At 38.9% G+C, this 17,513-nt stretch carries 17 protein-coding genes; 4 read left to right on the forward strand and 13 right to left on the reverse strand.

The window, feature by feature from the left end; translation table 11 throughout:
• Positions 1-842 precede the first annotated feature (842 nt).
• The 4 genes from A374_RS04690 to bcbE form a co-directional block, all read right to left on the reverse strand.
• Positions 843-1,169: a hypothetical protein gene (locus A374_RS04690; protein WP_007201043.1), complete on the reverse strand. Its 327-nt coding sequence runs from the start codon at positions 1,167-1,169 to the stop codon at positions 843-845.
• 205 nt (positions 1,170-1,374) lie between these two features.
• Entirely contained in the window at positions 1,375-1,713 is a 339-nt protein-coding gene (locus A374_RS04695) for a hypothetical protein (protein WP_007201044.1), read from the reverse strand.
• Positions 1,714-1,723: 10 nt separating this feature from the next.
• Positions 1,724-2,542 (reverse strand): hypothetical protein, encoded by an 819-nt coding sequence (locus tag A374_RS04700; RefSeq protein WP_007201045.1) that lies wholly within the window; start codon positions 2,540-2,542, stop codon positions 1,724-1,726.
• A gap of 357 nt (positions 2,543-2,899) precedes the next feature.
• Complete coding sequence (gene bcbE / locus A374_RS04705; RefSeq protein ID WP_007201046.1) at positions 2,900-4,141, reverse strand: bacillibactin exporter BcbE; 1,242 nt, start codon at positions 4,139-4,141, stop codon at positions 2,900-2,902.
• A gap of 136 nt (positions 4,142-4,277) precedes the next feature.
• Between bcbE and A374_RS04710 the strand changes: the two genes are divergently transcribed.
• Complete coding sequence (locus tag A374_RS04710) at positions 4,278-5,444, forward strand: aminotransferase A (protein WP_007201047.1); 1,167 nt, start codon at positions 4,278-4,280, stop codon at positions 5,442-5,444.
• A 97-nt stretch (positions 5,445-5,541) separates the two neighbouring features.
• Here the strand turns inward: A374_RS04710 and A374_RS04715 are convergent, their stop codons facing one another.
• Positions 5,542-5,808, reverse strand: a complete 267-nt coding sequence (locus A374_RS04715) for a DUF2533 family protein (protein WP_007201048.1) — start codon at positions 5,806-5,808, stop codon at positions 5,542-5,544.
• A gap of 174 nt (positions 5,809-5,982) precedes the next feature.
• Between A374_RS04715 and A374_RS04720 the strand changes: the two genes are divergently transcribed.
• Entirely contained in the window at positions 5,983-6,489 is a 507-nt protein-coding gene (locus tag A374_RS04720; RefSeq protein WP_007201049.1) for a hypothetical protein, read from the forward strand.
• Between the two features lie 56 nt (positions 6,490-6,545).
• Here A374_RS04720 and A374_RS04725 read toward each other — a convergent pair whose 3' ends face one another.
• Both A374_RS04725 and cshA read right to left on the reverse strand, forming a co-directional pair.
• Positions 6,546-10,190 (reverse strand): dynamin family protein, encoded by a 3,645-nt coding sequence (locus A374_RS04725; RefSeq protein ID WP_007201050.1) that lies wholly within the window; start codon positions 10,188-10,190, stop codon positions 6,546-6,548.
• Positions 10,191-10,508: 318 nt separating this feature from the next.
• Positions 10,509-12,053, reverse strand: a complete 1,545-nt coding sequence (gene cshA / locus A374_RS04730) for a degradosome RNA helicase CshA (protein ID WP_007201051.1) — start codon at positions 12,051-12,053, stop codon at positions 10,509-10,511.
• Positions 12,054-12,511: 458 nt separating this feature from the next.
• Here cshA and A374_RS04735 point away from each other — a divergent pair, with 458 nt between their 5' ends.
• The gene (locus A374_RS04735; RefSeq protein WP_007201052.1) at positions 12,512-13,924 is read left to right on the forward strand and encodes a Na+/H+ antiporter NhaC family protein; all 1,413 of its coding nucleotides are present in this window, start codon (positions 12,512-12,514) and stop codon (positions 13,922-13,924) included.
• On the opposite strand, the gene A374_RS04740 is transcribed toward A374_RS04735, so the two are convergent.
• Both A374_RS04740 and asd read right to left on the reverse strand, forming a co-directional pair.
• Positions 13,905-14,543, reverse strand: a complete 639-nt coding sequence (locus tag A374_RS04740) for a uracil-DNA glycosylase family protein (protein WP_007201053.1) — start codon at positions 14,541-14,543, stop codon at positions 13,905-13,907. The genes A374_RS04735 and A374_RS04740 overlap by 20 nt on opposite strands.
• 20 nt (positions 14,544-14,563) lie before the next feature.
• Positions 14,564-15,388, reverse strand: coding sequence for an archaetidylserine decarboxylase (asd, locus tag A374_RS04745; protein WP_007201054.1), 825 nt, complete (start codon positions 15,386-15,388; stop codon positions 14,564-14,566).
• A 165-nt stretch (positions 15,389-15,553) separates the two neighbouring features.
• Between asd and A374_RS04750 the strand changes: the two genes are divergently transcribed.
• Positions 15,554-15,835, forward strand: a complete 282-nt coding sequence (locus A374_RS04750) for a HesB/YadR/YfhF family protein (RefSeq protein ID WP_007201055.1) — start codon at positions 15,554-15,556, stop codon at positions 15,833-15,835.
• A gap of 19 nt (positions 15,836-15,854) precedes the next feature.
• Here A374_RS04750 and A374_RS04755 read toward each other — a convergent pair whose 3' ends face one another.
• From A374_RS04755 to A374_RS04770, 4 genes are all read right to left on the reverse strand, one after another.
• Entirely contained in the window at positions 15,855-16,178 is a 324-nt protein-coding gene (locus tag A374_RS04755; protein ID WP_007201056.1) for a hypothetical protein, read from the reverse strand.
• Positions 16,179-16,180: 2 nt separating this feature from the next.
• Entirely contained in the window at positions 16,181-16,606 is a 426-nt protein-coding gene (locus A374_RS04760; protein WP_007201057.1) for an acyl-CoA thioesterase, read from the reverse strand.
• A gap of 116 nt (positions 16,607-16,722) precedes the next feature.
• Positions 16,723-17,223: a hypothetical protein gene (locus A374_RS04765; protein ID WP_007201058.1), complete on the reverse strand. Its 501-nt coding sequence runs from the start codon at positions 17,221-17,223 to the stop codon at positions 16,723-16,725.
• Positions 17,224-17,354: 131 nt separating this feature from the next.
• A complete protein-coding gene (locus A374_RS04770) occupies positions 17,355-17,495 on the reverse strand; it encodes an acid-soluble spore protein N (RefSeq protein ID WP_007201059.1) in 141 nt (46 codons plus the stop codon).
• Positions 17,496-17,513: the final 18 nt, after the last annotated feature.

The following is a 17,513-nucleotide window of genomic DNA, read 5'->3' on the forward strand; positions in this document are numbered from 1 at the left end:
AACAGCTTATTCACTTTTAAACGTTCTTCGATTTACGAGCTATTACATGCCATTACTAATAATTAACTTTTTATCCATCTACATGTTATTATAAAAAGAAATCCTTGTAATGTTCTCCCTAACGGCATCATCCAGCTCATTCAGAGTATGTCTCGAAAAGGAAATGGTTATGTCAACGCCATCAAGGTATAAATGCTACTTTAAAAATGAAGACTCCTACTTGAATAAAAATGTACAAAAACTGATTTAGAGGTGATTGATGTGTATCTAGAAATGATGGCAGCACTGAATATGAATCAAAAAGTTGAGAAGACTTACCAAAAGGCAAACAAATAATGGAGCATTAAAAAATGTAGATCAAGAAAAGTAAAATAGTAGGAAATGTGGATCGCCGAAAACTGGATACATATTTAAATGCATTTATTCCAAAGAGAACAAGAGAAAAAACTTCTATATACGTTTCGTTTTATAGAACGCGTCAAGAACATCTCAGGCTTCAGTGGAGTTGGAAAAACGCACCTTGTCACATCCATTCGTATTGTCGCAGAGAAAAAAGCGGACAAGCGCCTATTTCATTAAGGTCACGATACAGAATTTGAAGAAGTCATGCTTAGATAGTCGGATTAAGCATTTTACAAACTACAAACTGTTGATTACAATCAAGGAAGTTTTCTTTACAATCTAAAAATTGGAAGTTTTTTGTCTTGACATTTTTGAGAGTAGACAAGAACTAGCCAACGTACGGAATTACTATGACACCAAACTTTAATCATCCCCTAACAGTGACCTAATGAAATCACCTTGTCGACCTTCAATTTATATATTTTTATCCTATGTGCATCTTATAATTGCTCGATATACTTAAGAACAATATTTATTAATTTATAAGTAATTGTCGCAAGAATAATAAATAAGATGAAATATCCTACTAAATATACACGCTTCATAAACCAATTACGCTTCTTTACTCTAAGTCCTGCCCAATAAGACAATCCAAATATTAGAGCAGTTAATATATTGACCGTTTTTTCAAAGATATTCCTCGGATCAGGAAATGTACCCCATTCATACCAATCCATCATCAAATCATACAGTAGAATAATGACTATGAAATAAGCTGCTTGGGCACTTATAATCATATATAAGCCAAGTCTAATTAACTCTATCACAACCACTCCTTAAGTTAAATTGTTCATTATTTTCAAATTTAAAAACTCACATCCCTATCCCAGACGTGTAGTTTATTACTAATTAAAAGAAACGCCATCAAACAATCTTTTATGCATACATCAATCCCGAATCGGTGCTTTTTATAAGTATCCAAAAATTAAGGCTACAGTTCATAAAGGAGGATTGGCGCCTTTTTATTACTTCTCATGACCAGCCAAATGTTCTTCCAAGAAATTTAACGAAAGAATATAAAATGTTATATACAATGGTTGCAAAAATAGTATACACACTTAAATAGCCCACTAAATACACACGTTTCATAAACCAGTTTCTCTTTTTCACTCTAAGTCCTGCCCAATAAGCAACGCCTATAAATGACGCCGTTACAACATTAACTGTTTTCTCAAAAATATTCTCTGGATCAGGAAATGTACTCCATTCATACCAGTCCATCATAGACTCGTAGACGAGAATCATTGCAGCAAAATAGGATGCTTGTGTTGTTAAAACAACGGTAATACCAATTCTGATTAACTCTACCATACCGTCTCCTTTATAATTCTTTAGCTAATTCTTTTATCAAATTCGATGAAAATAATCGAACCCCATACAAAATCTCATCCCATGTTTCCTCATGAGCTAAATGTATTTTCACAGGTACTTCTTTTTCGTGTTCATATTCCGTTAACCAGACGCCGTTCGGGGCATAAAAGAAATAAGCGCCATTCAGAAGTTGCAATTGTCCCCCTTCATCGTATGAAAGAACACATATACTTTCTCTTGCATGATAATTGGTATGTAAGTCAACCATGAATTTTTCAAATGACATTTTTTCTAAGGATGTGCCAGTAAAACTTTTCTCTACTTTTTTTTGTTTTTTAGGGTTACAAATAAGGTCGAATTCCTTGTCACTTAAATAAAATATAGCATCATACTCATTTTCGATAAAAGAATAGGCGTAAAACTCTTTTAGAACCTCAGGAATCTCTACTTCTGATATATAAGCAAAATTATGTATAATTTCATCGTCAATATACTGGTATAACCATGTATCTTCTTTTACATAGCGTAGCACCAATGTCGCTTTTTTCCATTCATTCGTTGCGCGGATCATGTAACGATAATTGCTATACACTTTTAAAAAAGTCATGATTTCTTCACTGATCGGATTTAACTCCTTTTTATGCTTCTCTTCATCCCAAATTCCCTTCATTCGGAGCTGATTGACGGTAGAATTAAAAATGGCTACAAGCTCTCTTTCACCTTTAGGTTTAATGAAGTCATGAATCATAATACGTGATTCGTCATCAAATTCGGCTGTGCTTAATAAAACGCCTAATTCTTCACTTGTCATTGAAATAATAGTGTCCATATCCTTCTCCTTTTCAAACTAGATTTACTTCCACTAAAAGACCACATTCTTACCTCAACCACTATTCGAAGATTTCACACGATTTCTTTAAAGTGAGAGTTAATTTCCTCACCTTTCATTACTAGCACTCATCAAACAGGGTTTGCATAGCTCTTCTCATATGTTAAAAAACTCATTATTGTATGAGAAAATAAAATCCCATGTAAAACTTTACCTCTGTTTTATAGTATCATTTTCGAAAATCTTTCATGAATAGTGCTATGTATCCATCTTTCAACGAATTTAGTGCTCTTTTTCTTTTCAATCCACAAAAAAAAAGGCTGTTGAGTTATTCTTTAACTCAACACCCTTTTCCAACTAATGAACAGCGGGTTTAAATGCTTTTTTCGTCGTATCTGATTTCTCACTTTTTTCAGGCTTAATGGCAAAAAACGCTAAACATGCCGCTACGATACTAATTCCTGATGAAGTGTAAAAGACCATGGCGTGATCACCTTTCATAATGATGGCATAGATCGGTGGTCCAAGAGCAACACCAACAAAACGCATGGAACTATATAATGAGGTAATGGTGCCTCGTTCTTCTTTTTCAATGCCTTCTGTTATTAAAGCATCTAAGCACGGTAGGGCGGCACCGAGCCCCACTCCACTTATAAATAAAATCCCTAGTAAAAAATACAACCCTTCCGTAAACGTAACCGAAACGAGCGAAATAGCTAGCAATAAAATACCGCTAAAAATGAGCCATTTCATGACTTGCTTATTTTGACCTATTTTCTTTCCGGCAATATAAGAAGAGAGCGATAATGCCACTAACGGAACAGCTAACACAAGCCCTTTCTTAATGCCATTAATGTGATAGCGCTCTTCCAGTGTTGTAGATAAATAAAATAACACACCAAAAAGCACAAACATGACAATACCACCGATAAAAAAGATGGCGAGTAACCAGCGCGTATTATTTTTAAAGGTCTTTTTAAAGTTACTAATAAACGTTTTAAACGGCGGCGGTTCTTTACTCTCTTTTTGTGGTGATTTTACTAAAAAGCCGACAAGAACGATAGAAATGGCACAAAAAATCGGAATAAACCAAAACGGTAAATGCCAAATCCACGTTGCCAATGCGGCCCCTATAATGGGACTCATCACTTTTCCAAACGTATTACTCGTTTCAATTAAGCCGAGACCCGCACTCACTTCTTTTTCGTCTTTAAACATATCCCCTACTAATGGCATAACGACAGGGGCCGCTCCAGCTGAGCCAATTCCTTGCAGAAGACGGCCGACTAAAATAATGTAATAAGGATGCGCTAATTGCCAAGAAGCCCACCCCGTCACAAGGCCACCGATGCCGGCGATCACTAAACTTGGAATAATGACTTTTTTTCGCCCGATGCGATCGGATAAATACCCTGCAATCGGAATTAATAAAATGGCAACGACTGAATAGACCGTAATAATCATCGATACGCGAAACGCAGAAATATGCAATTCTTTTTCAATGGAAGGTAGCACGGGAATTAACATCGAATTCCCTAGCGTCATAACAAGAGGAATGGATGCAAGTGCAACCAAGTCCCATTTCTTTTTCGATTCCATAATCTCCTCCAAAAACGACAGTCTTTCTTTTAGTATGGAGATTACAGCGCAAGTCATACACGTAATTCACACTATTGACTGTCATTCACAATAAAGCTACACTGAAACAACGTTTATAAAGAAAGGACGTAGCACTATGGAACACTTAATCAATCCATTCGTAAAAAATATTCAAATCTCAGGCATTCGAACCTTTTATAACTTAGTCAGTCAGTACCCAAATGCTATTTCTTTTACACTCGGTTTACCGGATTTCCCAACACCGAAGGGTATTAAAGACGCTGCCAAAAAAGCCATTGATGAAGATTATACTACCTATTCTCATAATGCTGGGTACTTGCCTTTGCGAGAAGCTGCTGCACAGTTTGTAGAGCGTAAATACCAATTAACGTATGACCCAGCGTCTGAAGTGATTGTCACCGTTGGCGCGAGTGAGGCAATCGATATTTCATTGCGCACTATTTTAGAAAGTGGTTGTGAAGTCATTCTTCCTGCCCCAGTTTATCCTGGATATGCACCGGTCATTGAGATGTGTGGCGCAACACCTGTGTATGTCGATACGACGCAGCATGAGTTTAAATTAACTGCTTCGCTCATTGAACAGCATCTTACGGAGAATACACGCGCTGTCATCTTACCCTACCCTTCCAATCCAACAGGGTGTGTGCTTACTGAGGAAGAGCTAGGAGCTATTGCGCAATTGCTTTCTTCCAAAGAAATCTTTGTCGTATCGGATGAAATTTACAGTGAATTAACCTATGAACAGCCTCATCGCTCCATCGCTTCTTTTCCTGGCATGCGTGATCGAACCATCGTTATAAATGGGTTATCGAAATCACATGCCATGACAGGCTGGCGTATTGGGTTATTATTTGCACCTGCTGCCATTGCCCAACATCTTCTAAAGGTTCATCAATATAATGTCTCCTGCACTTCTACTGTTTCACAAATGGCCGCACTTGAAGCATTAACAACGGGCATTGATGATGCGCTTGTTATGCGCCACGAGTATCATCAACGACGCGATTATGTTGTGGGTCGTCTAAAAGATATGGGGCTACATGTTGAAAATCCTGGAGGCGCATTTTATGTCTTTGTGTCAATTGCTGACTATAACCTAACATCCCTTCAATTTGCTACCACGTTATTACAAGAACAAGAAGTAGCCGTTATTCCTGGCTCTGCGTTCTCTTCTTATGGCGAAGGCTTTATCCGCCTTTCTTATGCGGCTTCCTTTGAGCAATTACGCGAGGGGCTAGATCGCCTTCAGCAGTTTTTATCTCAACACAAAAAGAATAAATAAAAAAAGGCCGAGGGGCCTTTTTTTTGCACTAAAAAAGACCCATTGTATGGCAATGCGTCCTTTTCCTACACCTTTTCTACTACATTTTTTAAATTTTTTATTTTTTTGAATTTACTTTATTAGCATAATCTTTAACCATCTCTACCGTTACATATTGGCGAGCTGGCACAATTCCTTTTTGCGCAAGAGCATTCATTTCTTTCGTAATCTTGTTAATATCCTCTACAGAAAAAAATTGTTCATTTTGACAAAGATGAAGCGCTTCTGCAATGGCTCGTTCGCGTTCTTGTTCCAATCCTACAAATTGGGAAACGATCTGATGTTGATTTTTTGAATGTTCACTAATCGCTTGATGGACACTCACAATCCTCACCCTTTCTTCTTTTTCTTCTATATTTCCAGTATAGCATCTTTTTGTAACTTTCTATTATTACAAATTTTTCAGAATTATTAATATATTTACAAATATAGGGCATTTAGTTTACACTAAGATTTGACAGGATTTAAAAGAGATACAGTTAAAAAGGGGATGAAATCATTGAAAAAACGAATGATGGGTTTAGCAGCTGTAGCATTGCTTGCATTTAGTGTTGGTTGCCAAGACAAAGATAGCAAGTCAAGCGGCGATGAGAAAAAAGGCAGTGAAAAAGACGCAGTAGTTTCCTTTACAGCAGAGTTAGGAACAGCGATGAAAAAAAATCAAGAACCAATTAGCAATTACATAGGCGCAAAAAATCCTGAATTAAAAACACCAAAAGCTGACCTAGAAAAGCTGAAAAAAGAAGCTAAAGATGGTGCTGATCAAGCAGCTAAAGAAATTCCAGAAATGAAAATTCCTGGTGACGTGTCAAAAGAAAACAGCGACAAGCTAAAAGAAGCACTTGCTGATCTCGGTAAATTCTTTAAAACAGAAGGCGAGAACTTAGATGCTAAAGACGTTCAAGCTTCTGGCGATGCTTCATTCAAATCATTTAACAGTAAAGTTGATGAAGTGAACAAGAAGCTAGGCTTAGCTACTGGCGATCTTCATGCTAACTTAAAATAACAGGAACGAAAAAAGAACGCTTTAGGAGTCATACTTTCCTAAAGCGTTCTTTGTTTTTATAGCGCTTGTAAGCTTGATAGTGCTAGCTTCATTTTTTCTTTTTGTTCCGGTGAATCCATCGCCTCAATACTATTTTGAATGTAACGAACATACTCTTTCTCGCGCTCTTGCTTTTGAGATTCAATTACATTTTCAAAAATAGCTTGATAATAATGCTCAAACACAGGAATGCTTTGCTCTACAAATACTGCCACTTCTTGATCAAGCTGTTCATATAATCGTTCCATCATGTCTTTTTTACCATTTTGTTCAAAGAAATGGTTCGCATTTTTAAAGTCTTTAACAATATGTGGCGCCTGAGCTGGGAACGACAATGAAACCGTTGATTGCAGAGTGTCGATAGACAGTTGTTCAACTTGACTGATAAAGGCTGGTGCAACATAGCCTTGTAATACTTCGTCAAGCTCCTCATTAAAAGCCGTTACTAGCGATAACAGTTGCTTTTCTACACGCAAAGCCGTCGCTCGTGATTCTTGTTGCAAATCAAATTCAATCATTTGATGTAATTCCTGTAAGCAGGAAGCTAAAGCTGCTTTTTGCTCACGTACTCCTCCTGTTATAACAGAAGAGTTAAACGCTTCATTAAAAAATTCCGTGAAGCGCAACATCACACGCTGTCGAACATAAAACAATAGTTCGCTTATTTCTTTGGTAAGAAGCTCACTTTGCTTCTCTTCTGAATACGCATGCAGACAACGGATTCCTTCTTGTAGCGCTCCTTGAAGTCTTGCTTTTTCTTGTTCTCGCTCTTCTTCACTTTTTTCCGCCTGCGCAATAAATTGACCTAACGTTGATTTTGCTTGTGTTAGTTGTTTATGAGCAGATGCTAACAACACTTGAGCAAGATCATGCCGCAAAAAGTGGGTAAAGGAATCATAAAATGATGGAAAGCCTGTTTTTTGCAAATACGTTGCTTCATTCTCTTCTTCGCCATAGAGTGCTGTTAATTTCCGGTGTGCTTCTTCATTGTTTTGTTGTGCAAGTAACGCATAATAGCTGGAAAGAGGAAATAACTTCGGATTTCGTATGCCAAATTGCTGCAAATTCGAAGCAACATGAGACGTAACCTCTTCTAACTCCGCTTCGTCTTGAGCTAAATCAGCGGCATTAATCATAAAGAACATCTTATCTAGCTCAAACGTATCTTTAACACGTCCTAACTGAATTAAAAATTCTCGATCTGCTGCGGAAAAAGCATGGTTATAATACGTGACATATAAAATGGCATCACTGTTTTTAATGAACTCAAAAGCAACGTTCGTATGACGCGCATTAATGGAGTCCGCTCCCGGCGTATCGACGAGTGTCACACCCATCCTCGTTAACGCACAGTCATAATACACAGCGATGCTTTCTGTAAAGCACGCCTTCTCTTCTTGTGCAACAAACGCTTGAAAGTCAGCAACAGATACAACCATTGTCGTTCCAAGTTTTTCTTTGTTTTCCGTATAACCAGCAACAACCGCTGATAAAAATTGCAAATGCGGACGAAGAGCATCGGTTACTTTTTCTTTTTTTTGTTGAGCGGCTCGTATAGCCTCATCTAGTGTTTCTCCTTTTAGTCCAAAAGGAGCTAACGATTGATTTAATTCAATTAAGAGCGCCTGTTCTTCCTTAAATGTAATAAGCGCTGTTCCATGTTGATGCTCTGCTGTTGGCGGAAGAATACGATTAATCGTCGCCGTTGTTGGATTTGGTGATACAGGAAGTAACTTTTCACCAATAAGGGCATTTGCAAAGGAAGACTTCCCAGCTGAAAAGGCTCCGAACAATGACACCGTAAACGAACGCTGTGTAATCCGCGAAGAAGCTTGTTGCAAGGCTTCTGCAATGGTCGGTAATAACTGCGCATCAGCAAGAACGCTAGACGCTTTCTGTAACGTCGTTGCTTCTTGCTCTACATCTTGTTTCTCTGTAAGTGGTTGTTCTTCTACCACCCCTTCAACTGCCTCAGGAGAAGCACTTGCGGTCATTTGTGAGAGGTCTTCTAAGGTCGCTACATTCGTTTCAATCGCAAATAATGCCTCATTAGCATGCTGTAGAGCCTGTTCATTAACGTGACGCTCATATAAGGTGACAAGCCATTCTTCTTGTATGGCGTTCCAACGATCTCTAATGCTACGCACACGTTGTAATGCATCAAGTGCCTGTTCTTCTTTTAAAATCATCTCTTTTAAAGCTGTTATCTCGTTTTCATTTTCTGCTTTTACTACCTGTTGAATGGCTTGAATTTCATTTCGATAATGAGCGGTATACATTTTTTGAATAGCAGCGGTAACATCATTACAATATTGAAGCACATAGTTGCCAGATAAGGACGCCCCACTCTGAACGAGCGAACGCAAGTGATCTGGTGTCAATTCCGGCTCACTCTGCACTGTTTGTTGATAAGCATGAAAATAATCTTTCAAGTGCCAACTAATTTGTGTTTTAATATTTTCCAGTACACTTTCATAAAATACTTGTAAACGTTCGTTTCGTGCCTGTTCTGTTTTCTTTTGAGAAAATAAAAAGCCTACTTTAAAGCCCGCTTGCAAGCTTTCGATATAGTGCGTTGCTGCTTCACGCGTTTGAAAAGGCATTAAAATTGCCGTATCAAGAATTTCTTTAAACGTTTTAGCTGCCTCTTTACTTTTTTCTTCACTTTCACTGGTAAGCTTCGTAAGTTGCTTCTGATTGGCTTCGAAATTCTGTTGTAATTCAGCCGCATCATACGATTCAGCGATCACAAATGCCTCAGCATGCGTCTCTTCTTCATGAGCTAAGCTTGCTTGCACTGTTTTTTGAATCATCAGTTCTGTTTCTTTTAAAGCGTTTTCTTTAATCCATTCGTCTTTTTCTAAATAAAACTTCTGAAACAATGTTTTGATGTCGGCTAACTGATTGCCCTTATGAGTTGGCTCTTTAATCGTCGTAAAGAAAATCTCTTCTGGTTCGATGTCCCACGATCGAAAGCCCGCTATCACGTTTTCTTGAAATTGTGCAAACGATATCTCTTCTTCATTATGCTTATCAATTTGATTAACGATTAAATATAATTTCTTTCCTTGTTCTTTTAATAAGCGTACGAATGAGAAATTCAGTTGTGATAATACATGATTATAGTCCATCACATAAAAAACGACATCAGCCATATGTAAGGCGGACTCAGTCGCCACTTTATGGGCATCATCAGTAGAGTCAATTCCAGGCGTATCGAACACAGCCACGTTTGGAGGTAAGAGCCCTTCACCGACTCCGATTTCAATACTTTCTACATCATCTCCATTTTTGGCCCATTTTTTCACATCATCTAAATTAACGGGTGGCGCAAGTCGGACATGACCTTTATCTTTAATTTTTACAGAAATGAATGATTCTCCACTTCGCAATTTGACAACGTTTGCACTTGTCGGAATCGGACTAGATGGCAAAATATTTTCACCCATAATTTCATTAATCATTGTAGATTTTCCAGCTGAAAAATGCCCACAAAAAGCAATCGCAAACTCTTGCTGTACTAGTTTCTCATAAAGCTCTAGCACAGCAGGCGCTTCCGTAGGATAGGATTGTTCTTCTAATTTTGTATACACAGAAGCAACAGCAGAGGCTACTTCTTTATAGTGAGGATCTTGTATGACTGTATCTTTTGCGTTTTTCATGAAACTCTCCCAATCTCATCAGTTATTGTCCTATTCACTTTACCATATATATGTATTAATCTCTATGAAATAAAATGGAATTCGTGCATATCATAGCGAATCTTTGCCGCACTCATTTCACTCATTTTAGAAATAATCAATCCTATCCATTGTATACAAAAAGCCTCTTTTTCAACCCATTGCGAGTTTTTGTACATCTGGACACGTATAATTTTTTTATTTGTCTCCCTCTTTAGGAAGGAACTTTTCTTGTCATTTCAGCTATAAACCAAAAAAGACTGAAATTCTCTGTGAAGAGAACTCCAGTCTTTCCGATTGTTATCTAGCTTTTTTGTCTTCACGAACGCGTTTAGACGCACGGTAAGACATGTCACCCGTACTGCGTGTTTTTGATCCTTGTGCTCCACCGCTACGTGATTTGTCGCCAGGACGACCACCAGAACGACGACGATCGCCACCGCCACGGTATTCACCACCACCACGGTTATAGTTACCGCGACGACGATCACCGCCACCACGTTGCTCGCCACGACGTTTTTTCACAGCCAATGGTGGCTCAAAAGTAAGCTCGATCGGTGTTTCATCAGGTTCTTTCGTAAGCACTTTAAGCGCCGCAGAAAGAAGGGATACAGAATCATGCTCTTCAAGCAATTCCATTGCTGTTTGCTTGTAGGCTTGCATGTCGCCTTCTTCCATCACATTTAACAATTTCTCAATGGTCATTTTTTGTTGACCTTCAATCGCCTCATGTAAAGAAGGAACAGAACGCTTATTAATTTTACGCTTTGTAATTTTTTCGATCGTATAAAGATGATCAATTTCACGAGGCGTAATGAATGTAATAGCATAACCTGTTTTTCCTGCACGACCAGTACGTCCAATACGGTGAACATAGCTTTCAGGATCTTGAGGAATATCAAAGTTGTACACGTGAGATACACCACTAATATCTAGACCACGGGCAGCAACGTCTGTTGCAACTAATACTTCAATTGTATTGTTTTTAAACGCACGCAAGACCATGTCACGTTTGTTTTGTGGAAGATCACCATGGATTCCCTCAGCAGAATAGCCACGTTTATTTAACGCTTCTGTTAGCTCATCTACACGACGCTTTGTACGTCCGAAAATGATCGCAAGCTCTGGAGAATGAATGTCAAGCAAACGAGTTAGCGCGTCAAACTTTTGCTTTTCTTTCACTTCAACATATTCTTGTTCAATGCTTTTAACTGTCATTTCACTTGCTTTTACACGAATGATAAGCACATCTTTCATGAAACGTTCAGCAAGCTTTTGAATTTGTTTTGGCATTGTTGCTGAGAAGAGCATTGTATGACGCTCTGTTGGCACATTCTCAAGGATTGTTTCAATATCCTCGATAAAGCCCATGTTTAACATTTCGTCTGCTTCATCAAGAACAACAGTATGAACATCTTCAAGCTTTAACGTTTTACGGTTAATATGGTCAATGACACGACCTGGTGTTCCAACGATGATATGTGGTCCACCTTTTAATGCTTTAATTTGGCGAACGATTGATTGACCACCATAGATAGGAAGTGTTTTAATTCCTTTGTATTGGCCAATTTTGTTTAATTCTTCTCCTACTTGCACTGCAAGCTCACGAGTTGGAGCAAGAACGATACCTTGAATCTTACGTGATTTAACATCGATTTTCTCGATCAACGGAATCCCAAAAGCGGCTGTTTTTCCTGTACCTGTTTGTGCTTGACCGATTAGATCTGTTCCTTGAAGTGCTGTTGGAATTGTATCACGTTGAATTGGTGTCGCTTCCTCAAACCCCATGTTATTAATCGATTTTAGCAATTCGGGACTTAATCCTAATTCACTGAATGTTGTCAATGTGTAACTGTCTCCTTTTTTCGTCAAAACCATTTCGTAATACTTCAAAATACATATCCTAAAAAAAACGTCTACAATCTTAAAAAACCGAAAATCCAGCTCGGTGTCTCTTCCATCAAAAAAGATCATTGTCTTAGAAAACCCGCAATGGTTGCGAGCCCTTAGGCGTACTAGAGGCGTGGTTGCTCTTATACTTCATTCTTCAAATGGACGCTTACTATCCATTTAGACGTACTGATCGTATAAAATAGGCCTTAAAAAAAGGCACATATATATTTTAATATGCCCCTATACAGAAGTATATATAAACAGTTTTGCCGTACATTTATTATCGAACATAACCTTACCATGCGACGTGAATTTTTGCAACCTTTACGTATATGGAAAAAAGTATAATTCCCCTCATCGCCAACCATTCTAAGGAAAGAGTTAACTTTCTTAAAGTATGGAGGCAACGTATGGAACATCATTGGGTTTCTCTTTTACCGTTCCTTATTGTGATTCCTGTAGCTATGATTACACGTCAAGTATTGCCTGGTTTATTTGCCGGTCTTCTAACCGGTTGTTACTTACTTAAACCTTCTCTTTTTGGGGGAATAAAAGAGCTTGTAATCCTTGTTATGGACGGTTTAAAAGATGGTACGAATTTAAAAATAGTTCTTTTTCTTTATAGTTTTTCTGGATTAATAGGTATTATTAAACAATCTGGTGGCATTCGTGGCTTTGTAGAAGAAGCATCCACCCGAATCAAAACTAAAAAAGGAGCGCTTGCCCTTACGTACTTATCCGCGATTGGTACGTTTACAGCGCCAAGCTTTCGTTTTGTAACGATTGCTCCGATTATGCGAGCCTTGCTCAAAAAAATAAAGATGTCCACTCAAGAGTTAGGCTTTGTCATCGAAACAACGGCGACACCCTTAATTGTGCTTATACCAGTAGCAACCGCTTTTGTTGGGTATATGACGAGCATTGTAGATATGTCATTAGAGAACGAACATCTTTCAGCTAACGCGTATCGTTTATTTATTTCAAGCATTCCGTTTAACTTCTTTTCGTTCGTTATGATTCTTCTCGGTCTATACTTAAGTTTTTTCCATCGCTCCTCTTCACAGCCTATGAGTGAGAAAGAAGACGTTCAAAGCGAAGAAAAAGAAGAGGATTGGCATACGTGTGACCCTGCTGTTCATCAAGATTTGCCAAGTAAGCCTTGGAATTTACTTTTCCCACTGATTGTACTTCTGTTTTTTATTTTCTTGTTAACATGGTGGGATGGTCATTCACACGCGACAAGCTTTATCGGAGCTTTTGTGAAGGCAGATGTATTACGCGTGATGGTTATGGCCCTGATTGTAACGCTAATTGTGTCGATTGTTTTTTATCGCCTACAGGGCATGAAGATCGCTTCATTAATGGAAGGGTTTATACAAGGTGGCAATGAGCTAATGTCGGTCATCGTCTTACTTGCGGTCGTTTGGGGGTTATCTGCGACGACAGATCATCTAGGGTTTTCCGGCTTTATAACCGCTCATACAGGCTGGATCCCACACGCTTTCGTGCCCGCTGCCCTTTTTGTATTTGGTTCTGCTGTTTCCTATTTTATCGGCTCAAGTTGGGGAACATGGGGCATTTTAATGCCGCTTGGAATTTCCCTCTCGCAAGCGACTGGCGTTTCAATGCCACTCGTCATTGGCGCTGTCTTTGCGAGCGGTACGTTTGGGGCATTTGCCTCCCCGTTAAGCGATGATACAAATACCATTGCTCGCATCTTAAACTTACCCGTGCTTGAGTACGCACGGTATAAGCTAAAGCCCGCGCTTATTGCTGCAGGCATTAGCACCGTCCTTTATGGCCTTACGTTTTTAATGACGTAAAAGCTTCTTTTACTTTTTGAATGTTAGGCGCATAGCGGTCCTTACTCCACGCATTATATGATGGGTGTGGAACGTCCCAAATAATTCTCCATTGCTCACTTGTAATCCCACTTAACAGAAGATGCTTTTGGGCAAACTTGCCACAAGGCACGAGAATGAGCGGTTGCTTTTGCAGCCGCTTTAATCGTTGCTGAAAATGGCGTTGCATCACGTGTTGAAAGGTGTTCCATTCTTCGTTTTTATAGTGAGTACGCTCATTTGCTGTCCGCACCTTATTGGCTATGGTAAAAAAAGAGGCATGAGAAGATGTAAATTGAACATCTTGAATCGCCGCTTGTTGCAAAGGAAACGAGCATACGTTCATAATGCCAATACGGCGATAAAGGTCGTGATCTTTTTCTTGAGCTAACAGACGACCAAAAGGTAACGTTTCAGCTTGATCGGTTAAAATTTTTGTTACAGACCGACCTGAACTACCTGCTAAAGGAGCATTGAATGTAAGCTCGTCGACATGCGGAGATTCTAAAAGAAATACTAGAGATACGCCCTCTCGGATCACATCATGAACAGAAAAACGCTCTTGTGCTTCTTGAAAGAGAGCTTCTATAGGATATTCCATTGCCTTCACTCCTGTTCATCTTAGGTTGTTATCGTGCCGATTGCTTCTCCCATTTTAACTATTGAACCCGGCTTTAACGTATGATTGAGCGTCATTTTTCCTTCTTCAAATAATAAAATAACCGTGGAACCAAATTCAAATAAGCCGAGCTCTTGACCTTTTTCCACGTGCGTAGCTTCATGAGTTGTTTTCACAACATCACGGCCACCTTGTTTGAATGCCTCATTATAACCGACTTTCACACTACCAACGATAAACGCTCCTACTTTGACGATAGCAACCTCTCCTGCCGTCGTATTAGCATAGGTGATGAGTCGTTCATTTTTTGTAAACAACCCTTGTACATGATTCACACCAATTTCATTAACAGGAAATAGCCGTCCAGGAATATACGTACTGGACGTAATATAGCCAGCAAGCGGCATATGAATGCGATGATAATCACGTGGACTTAAATAAATCGTAATAAATGAACCGTTTTGGAAATGGGCTACACGATCGCCAAGCAACGCTTCGACTGAATAATCAATGCCTTTCGCTTGAATCATTGCTCCTTCAGTAATAAAGCCAAGCTGTGCAACTGTACCGTCTACTGGCGAAACAATCGTTTTTTCTCCATTTGCAATCGGACGCGCTCCAGCTTGTAATTTTCTCGTAAAAAACTCCGTTAAGTGCTTATAGTGGTGCACTGGTTTTTCAATTTGTGATAGATCAATGTCATAAAGCTTCGCATACGGCTTAATTGCTAAGCGACTCATTTTTGAACGTCCTAACGCCCCTGCCGCTTTTGAAATCGCATTTTGTGGAAGCATAGAGATTACTTGTTTTGCCATTCGCTGTTTCATACATCGTCCCCTCAATATCCATTCATTTCTACTAGCTTGTCTACTAATTTTATATTATAACATGGACAAAAAAACACAACATTCTTTATTTGTAATGCTTCTTTCGGTATAGTAGCATTGATACAATAGAATGTTACTGGTGCACTAAAGAAAAGGGGTTTTACAATGAATTTAACAATTACTGCGCAAGCACTCTCATGGTTTCAACAAGAAATGGATGCAACGGAAGGGGATGCTTTTCGCTTTTTCGTGCGCCTCGGTGGATGCAGTACGGCACAAAGCGGTTTTTCACTTGGGGTAACAAAAGAAGCAGCAAAAGAAGCAGGTCTTGCTGTAGACGAAAAGGGCTATCACTTTTTCATTGAGCAAGAAGATCTTTGGTATCTAGATGGTCATGATTTAACGGTCGATACTGAAAATGGCGCCTTAACCTATCTTTTCTCTTAACGAAAAAAAGGTCGGCTTTCTATTTAAGAGAGCCGGCCTTTTTTCGTTGTATTAATTTTCGCAACTGCTCATACTCATTTTCTTGTTGAAGAATAGCGACTTGACGCTCTCCTAACAAATCAAAATGGGGCAATCCAGGATGATCATCGATCCATTCCGGTTTCAGTCCGTATTGCGCTCCCCATTTCAGTAATTTCTCCTTATTATTACAGCCGACTTTCGTTACGGTATAACATTCTGGAAAGCGGTCATCTTGCCAGTAGTGAGTTAAAAACGCTACTTTTCCGGAGGCTACTTCATTTTTCCATACTTGCAATTCATGTCGCGTAATACCAAACGCCATCCTTAACACTCCTGCTTCTTATGTTGTTCATACGCCGCATGCCACTGTGGAAAATGTTTTTTCAAAGAAAGCGGGCGAAACGTATCCTTGTCAACACATACATGAACTGTAGAGCCTGTTAAGCAAAGCTCGCCTTTTTCATTGTGAATTTCATAATGATAGTGTACTTTCACACCATTATAAGCAGCTACCCACGTTGAAATCGTTGCACGATCTGGATAACGAAGTGGCTTTTTATAGTGTACATGAGCTTCTGTTACCGGTGAGAGCACACCATCTTGTTCCATTTGTGCATATTGAAAGCCTAAGTCTTCAATATATACCGTACGTCCGATTTCAAACCAAACTAAATAATTCGCATGATAAACTACGCCCATTTGATCGGTTTCAGCGTAGCGAACGTCGACGGTTGTTTTTGAAAGTAACATACCTTTACACCTAACTTTTCACTTATTCGTATCATCGTTTAGTGTACCATAGCACCATTATTAGCAAAACTAGAACGACTTACACATTCTCCCACAAAACAACGGCTTCACGAGGTTTAAGCAAAAACAATAGGTGAGCAAGTGGCAATGCTTTGTTGACATAATTCTTGGTAGGTTTGCCAAGCGGCCTTTGCTTTTTCATCTTGAGATTCTTGTATCGTTAACTTGAGCCAATTCAACTCTTCTTGTAAACGAATGGAAGAACCAATCCATATTTTTTTACGGTTTACTTCTATGTAAAATGGTGAATCAAAACGAAATGGTAAATAAAATCCTTCTGTATTAGGATGCAAAATAATGTGCTGATATACCGTCCCTTTTAGTAATTTAGCGTATAACAACAGTACTCCGTCACTTTTAGCAGCTGTCTTTCGCAACTTCTGTAGTGCTTCTTTTTCAATTTCAACGGCATGAAGCGAATGCTCCCAGTTAAGCTGTTCGCGAAACGAAACAAGATGTCCTAATTGTTGCATTTTTAATTCTAATTTTCGATACATGAGATCTTGGTCTTCTTTTTTTCTTGAAACCGGTAATGGTTTCACTTCCGCAATAATCAACCATACCCCTCCTATTTCTTCACTACTACAATGTTCGAGCTATGAAATCAGTTATGGTGGTCGAAAAGTTTGTAATAAAAACCAAATAAAAAAAACTGCGCTCCTGATGGTGAAGCACAGTTTTTAATTCCTTATCCTTTTGGTGGCACATAATCAGGTTGTTCGTTACTTTTTTGCGCCATTTGCTTGCCTTTATTACCTTTTCCTTCACGAGGTTGTGTTCCCATATGACTCGGTACGAACGGTTGCGGAAATTTTTTTGGATTGCTCATGCTTTCCACCTCCCTCAC

This window comes from Fictibacillus macauensis ZFHKF-1 (assembly GCF_000269865.1).
GTDB lineage: Bacteria > Bacillota > Bacilli > Bacillales > Fictibacillaceae > Fictibacillus_C > Fictibacillus_C macauensis.

What these genes read in the sequence shown, in the direction of transcription:
- A374_RS04740 (WP_007201053.1), bottom strand. Translation starts at nt 14,543, where the DNA reads ATGGAATATCCTATAGAAGCTCTCTTTCAAGAAGCACAAGAGCGTTTT.
- A374_RS04735 (WP_007201052.1), top strand. Translation starts at nt 12,512, where the DNA reads ATGGAACATCATTGGGTTTCTCTTTTACCGTTCCTTATTGTGATTCCT.
- A374_RS04770 (WP_007201059.1), bottom strand. Translation starts at nt 17,495, where the DNA reads ATGAGCAATCCAAAAAAATTTCCGCAACCGTTCGTACCGAGTCATATG.
- A374_RS04710 (WP_007201047.1), top strand. Translation starts at nt 4,278, where the DNA reads ATGGAACACTTAATCAATCCATTCGTAAAAAATATTCAAATCTCAGGC.
- A374_RS04755 (WP_007201056.1), bottom strand. Translation starts at nt 16,178, where the DNA reads ATGGCGTTTGGTATTACGCGACATGAATTGCAAGTATGGAAAAATGAA.
- A374_RS04695 (WP_007201044.1), bottom strand. Translation starts at nt 1,713, where the DNA reads ATGGTAGAGTTAATCAGAATTGGTATTACCGTTGTTTTAACAACACAA.
- A374_RS04750 (WP_007201055.1), top strand. Translation starts at nt 15,554, where the DNA reads ATGAATTTAACAATTACTGCGCAAGCACTCTCATGGTTTCAACAAGAA.
- asd (WP_007201054.1), bottom strand. Translation starts at nt 15,388, where the DNA reads ATGAAACAGCGAATGGCAAAACAAGTAATCTCTATGCTTCCACAAAAT.
- A374_RS04725 (WP_007201050.1), bottom strand. Translation starts at nt 10,190, where the DNA reads ATGAAAAACGCAAAAGATACAGTCATACAAGATCCTCACTATAAAGAA.
- A374_RS04760 (WP_007201057.1), bottom strand. Translation starts at nt 16,606, where the DNA reads ATGTTACTTTCAAAAACAACCGTCGACGTTCGCTACGCTGAAACCGAT.
- bcbE (WP_007201046.1), bottom strand. Translation starts at nt 4,141, where the DNA reads ATGGAATCGAAAAAGAAATGGGACTTGGTTGCACTTGCATCCATTCCT.
- A374_RS04700 (WP_007201045.1), bottom strand. Translation starts at nt 2,542, where the DNA reads ATGGACACTATTATTTCAATGACAAGTGAAGAATTAGGCGTTTTATTA.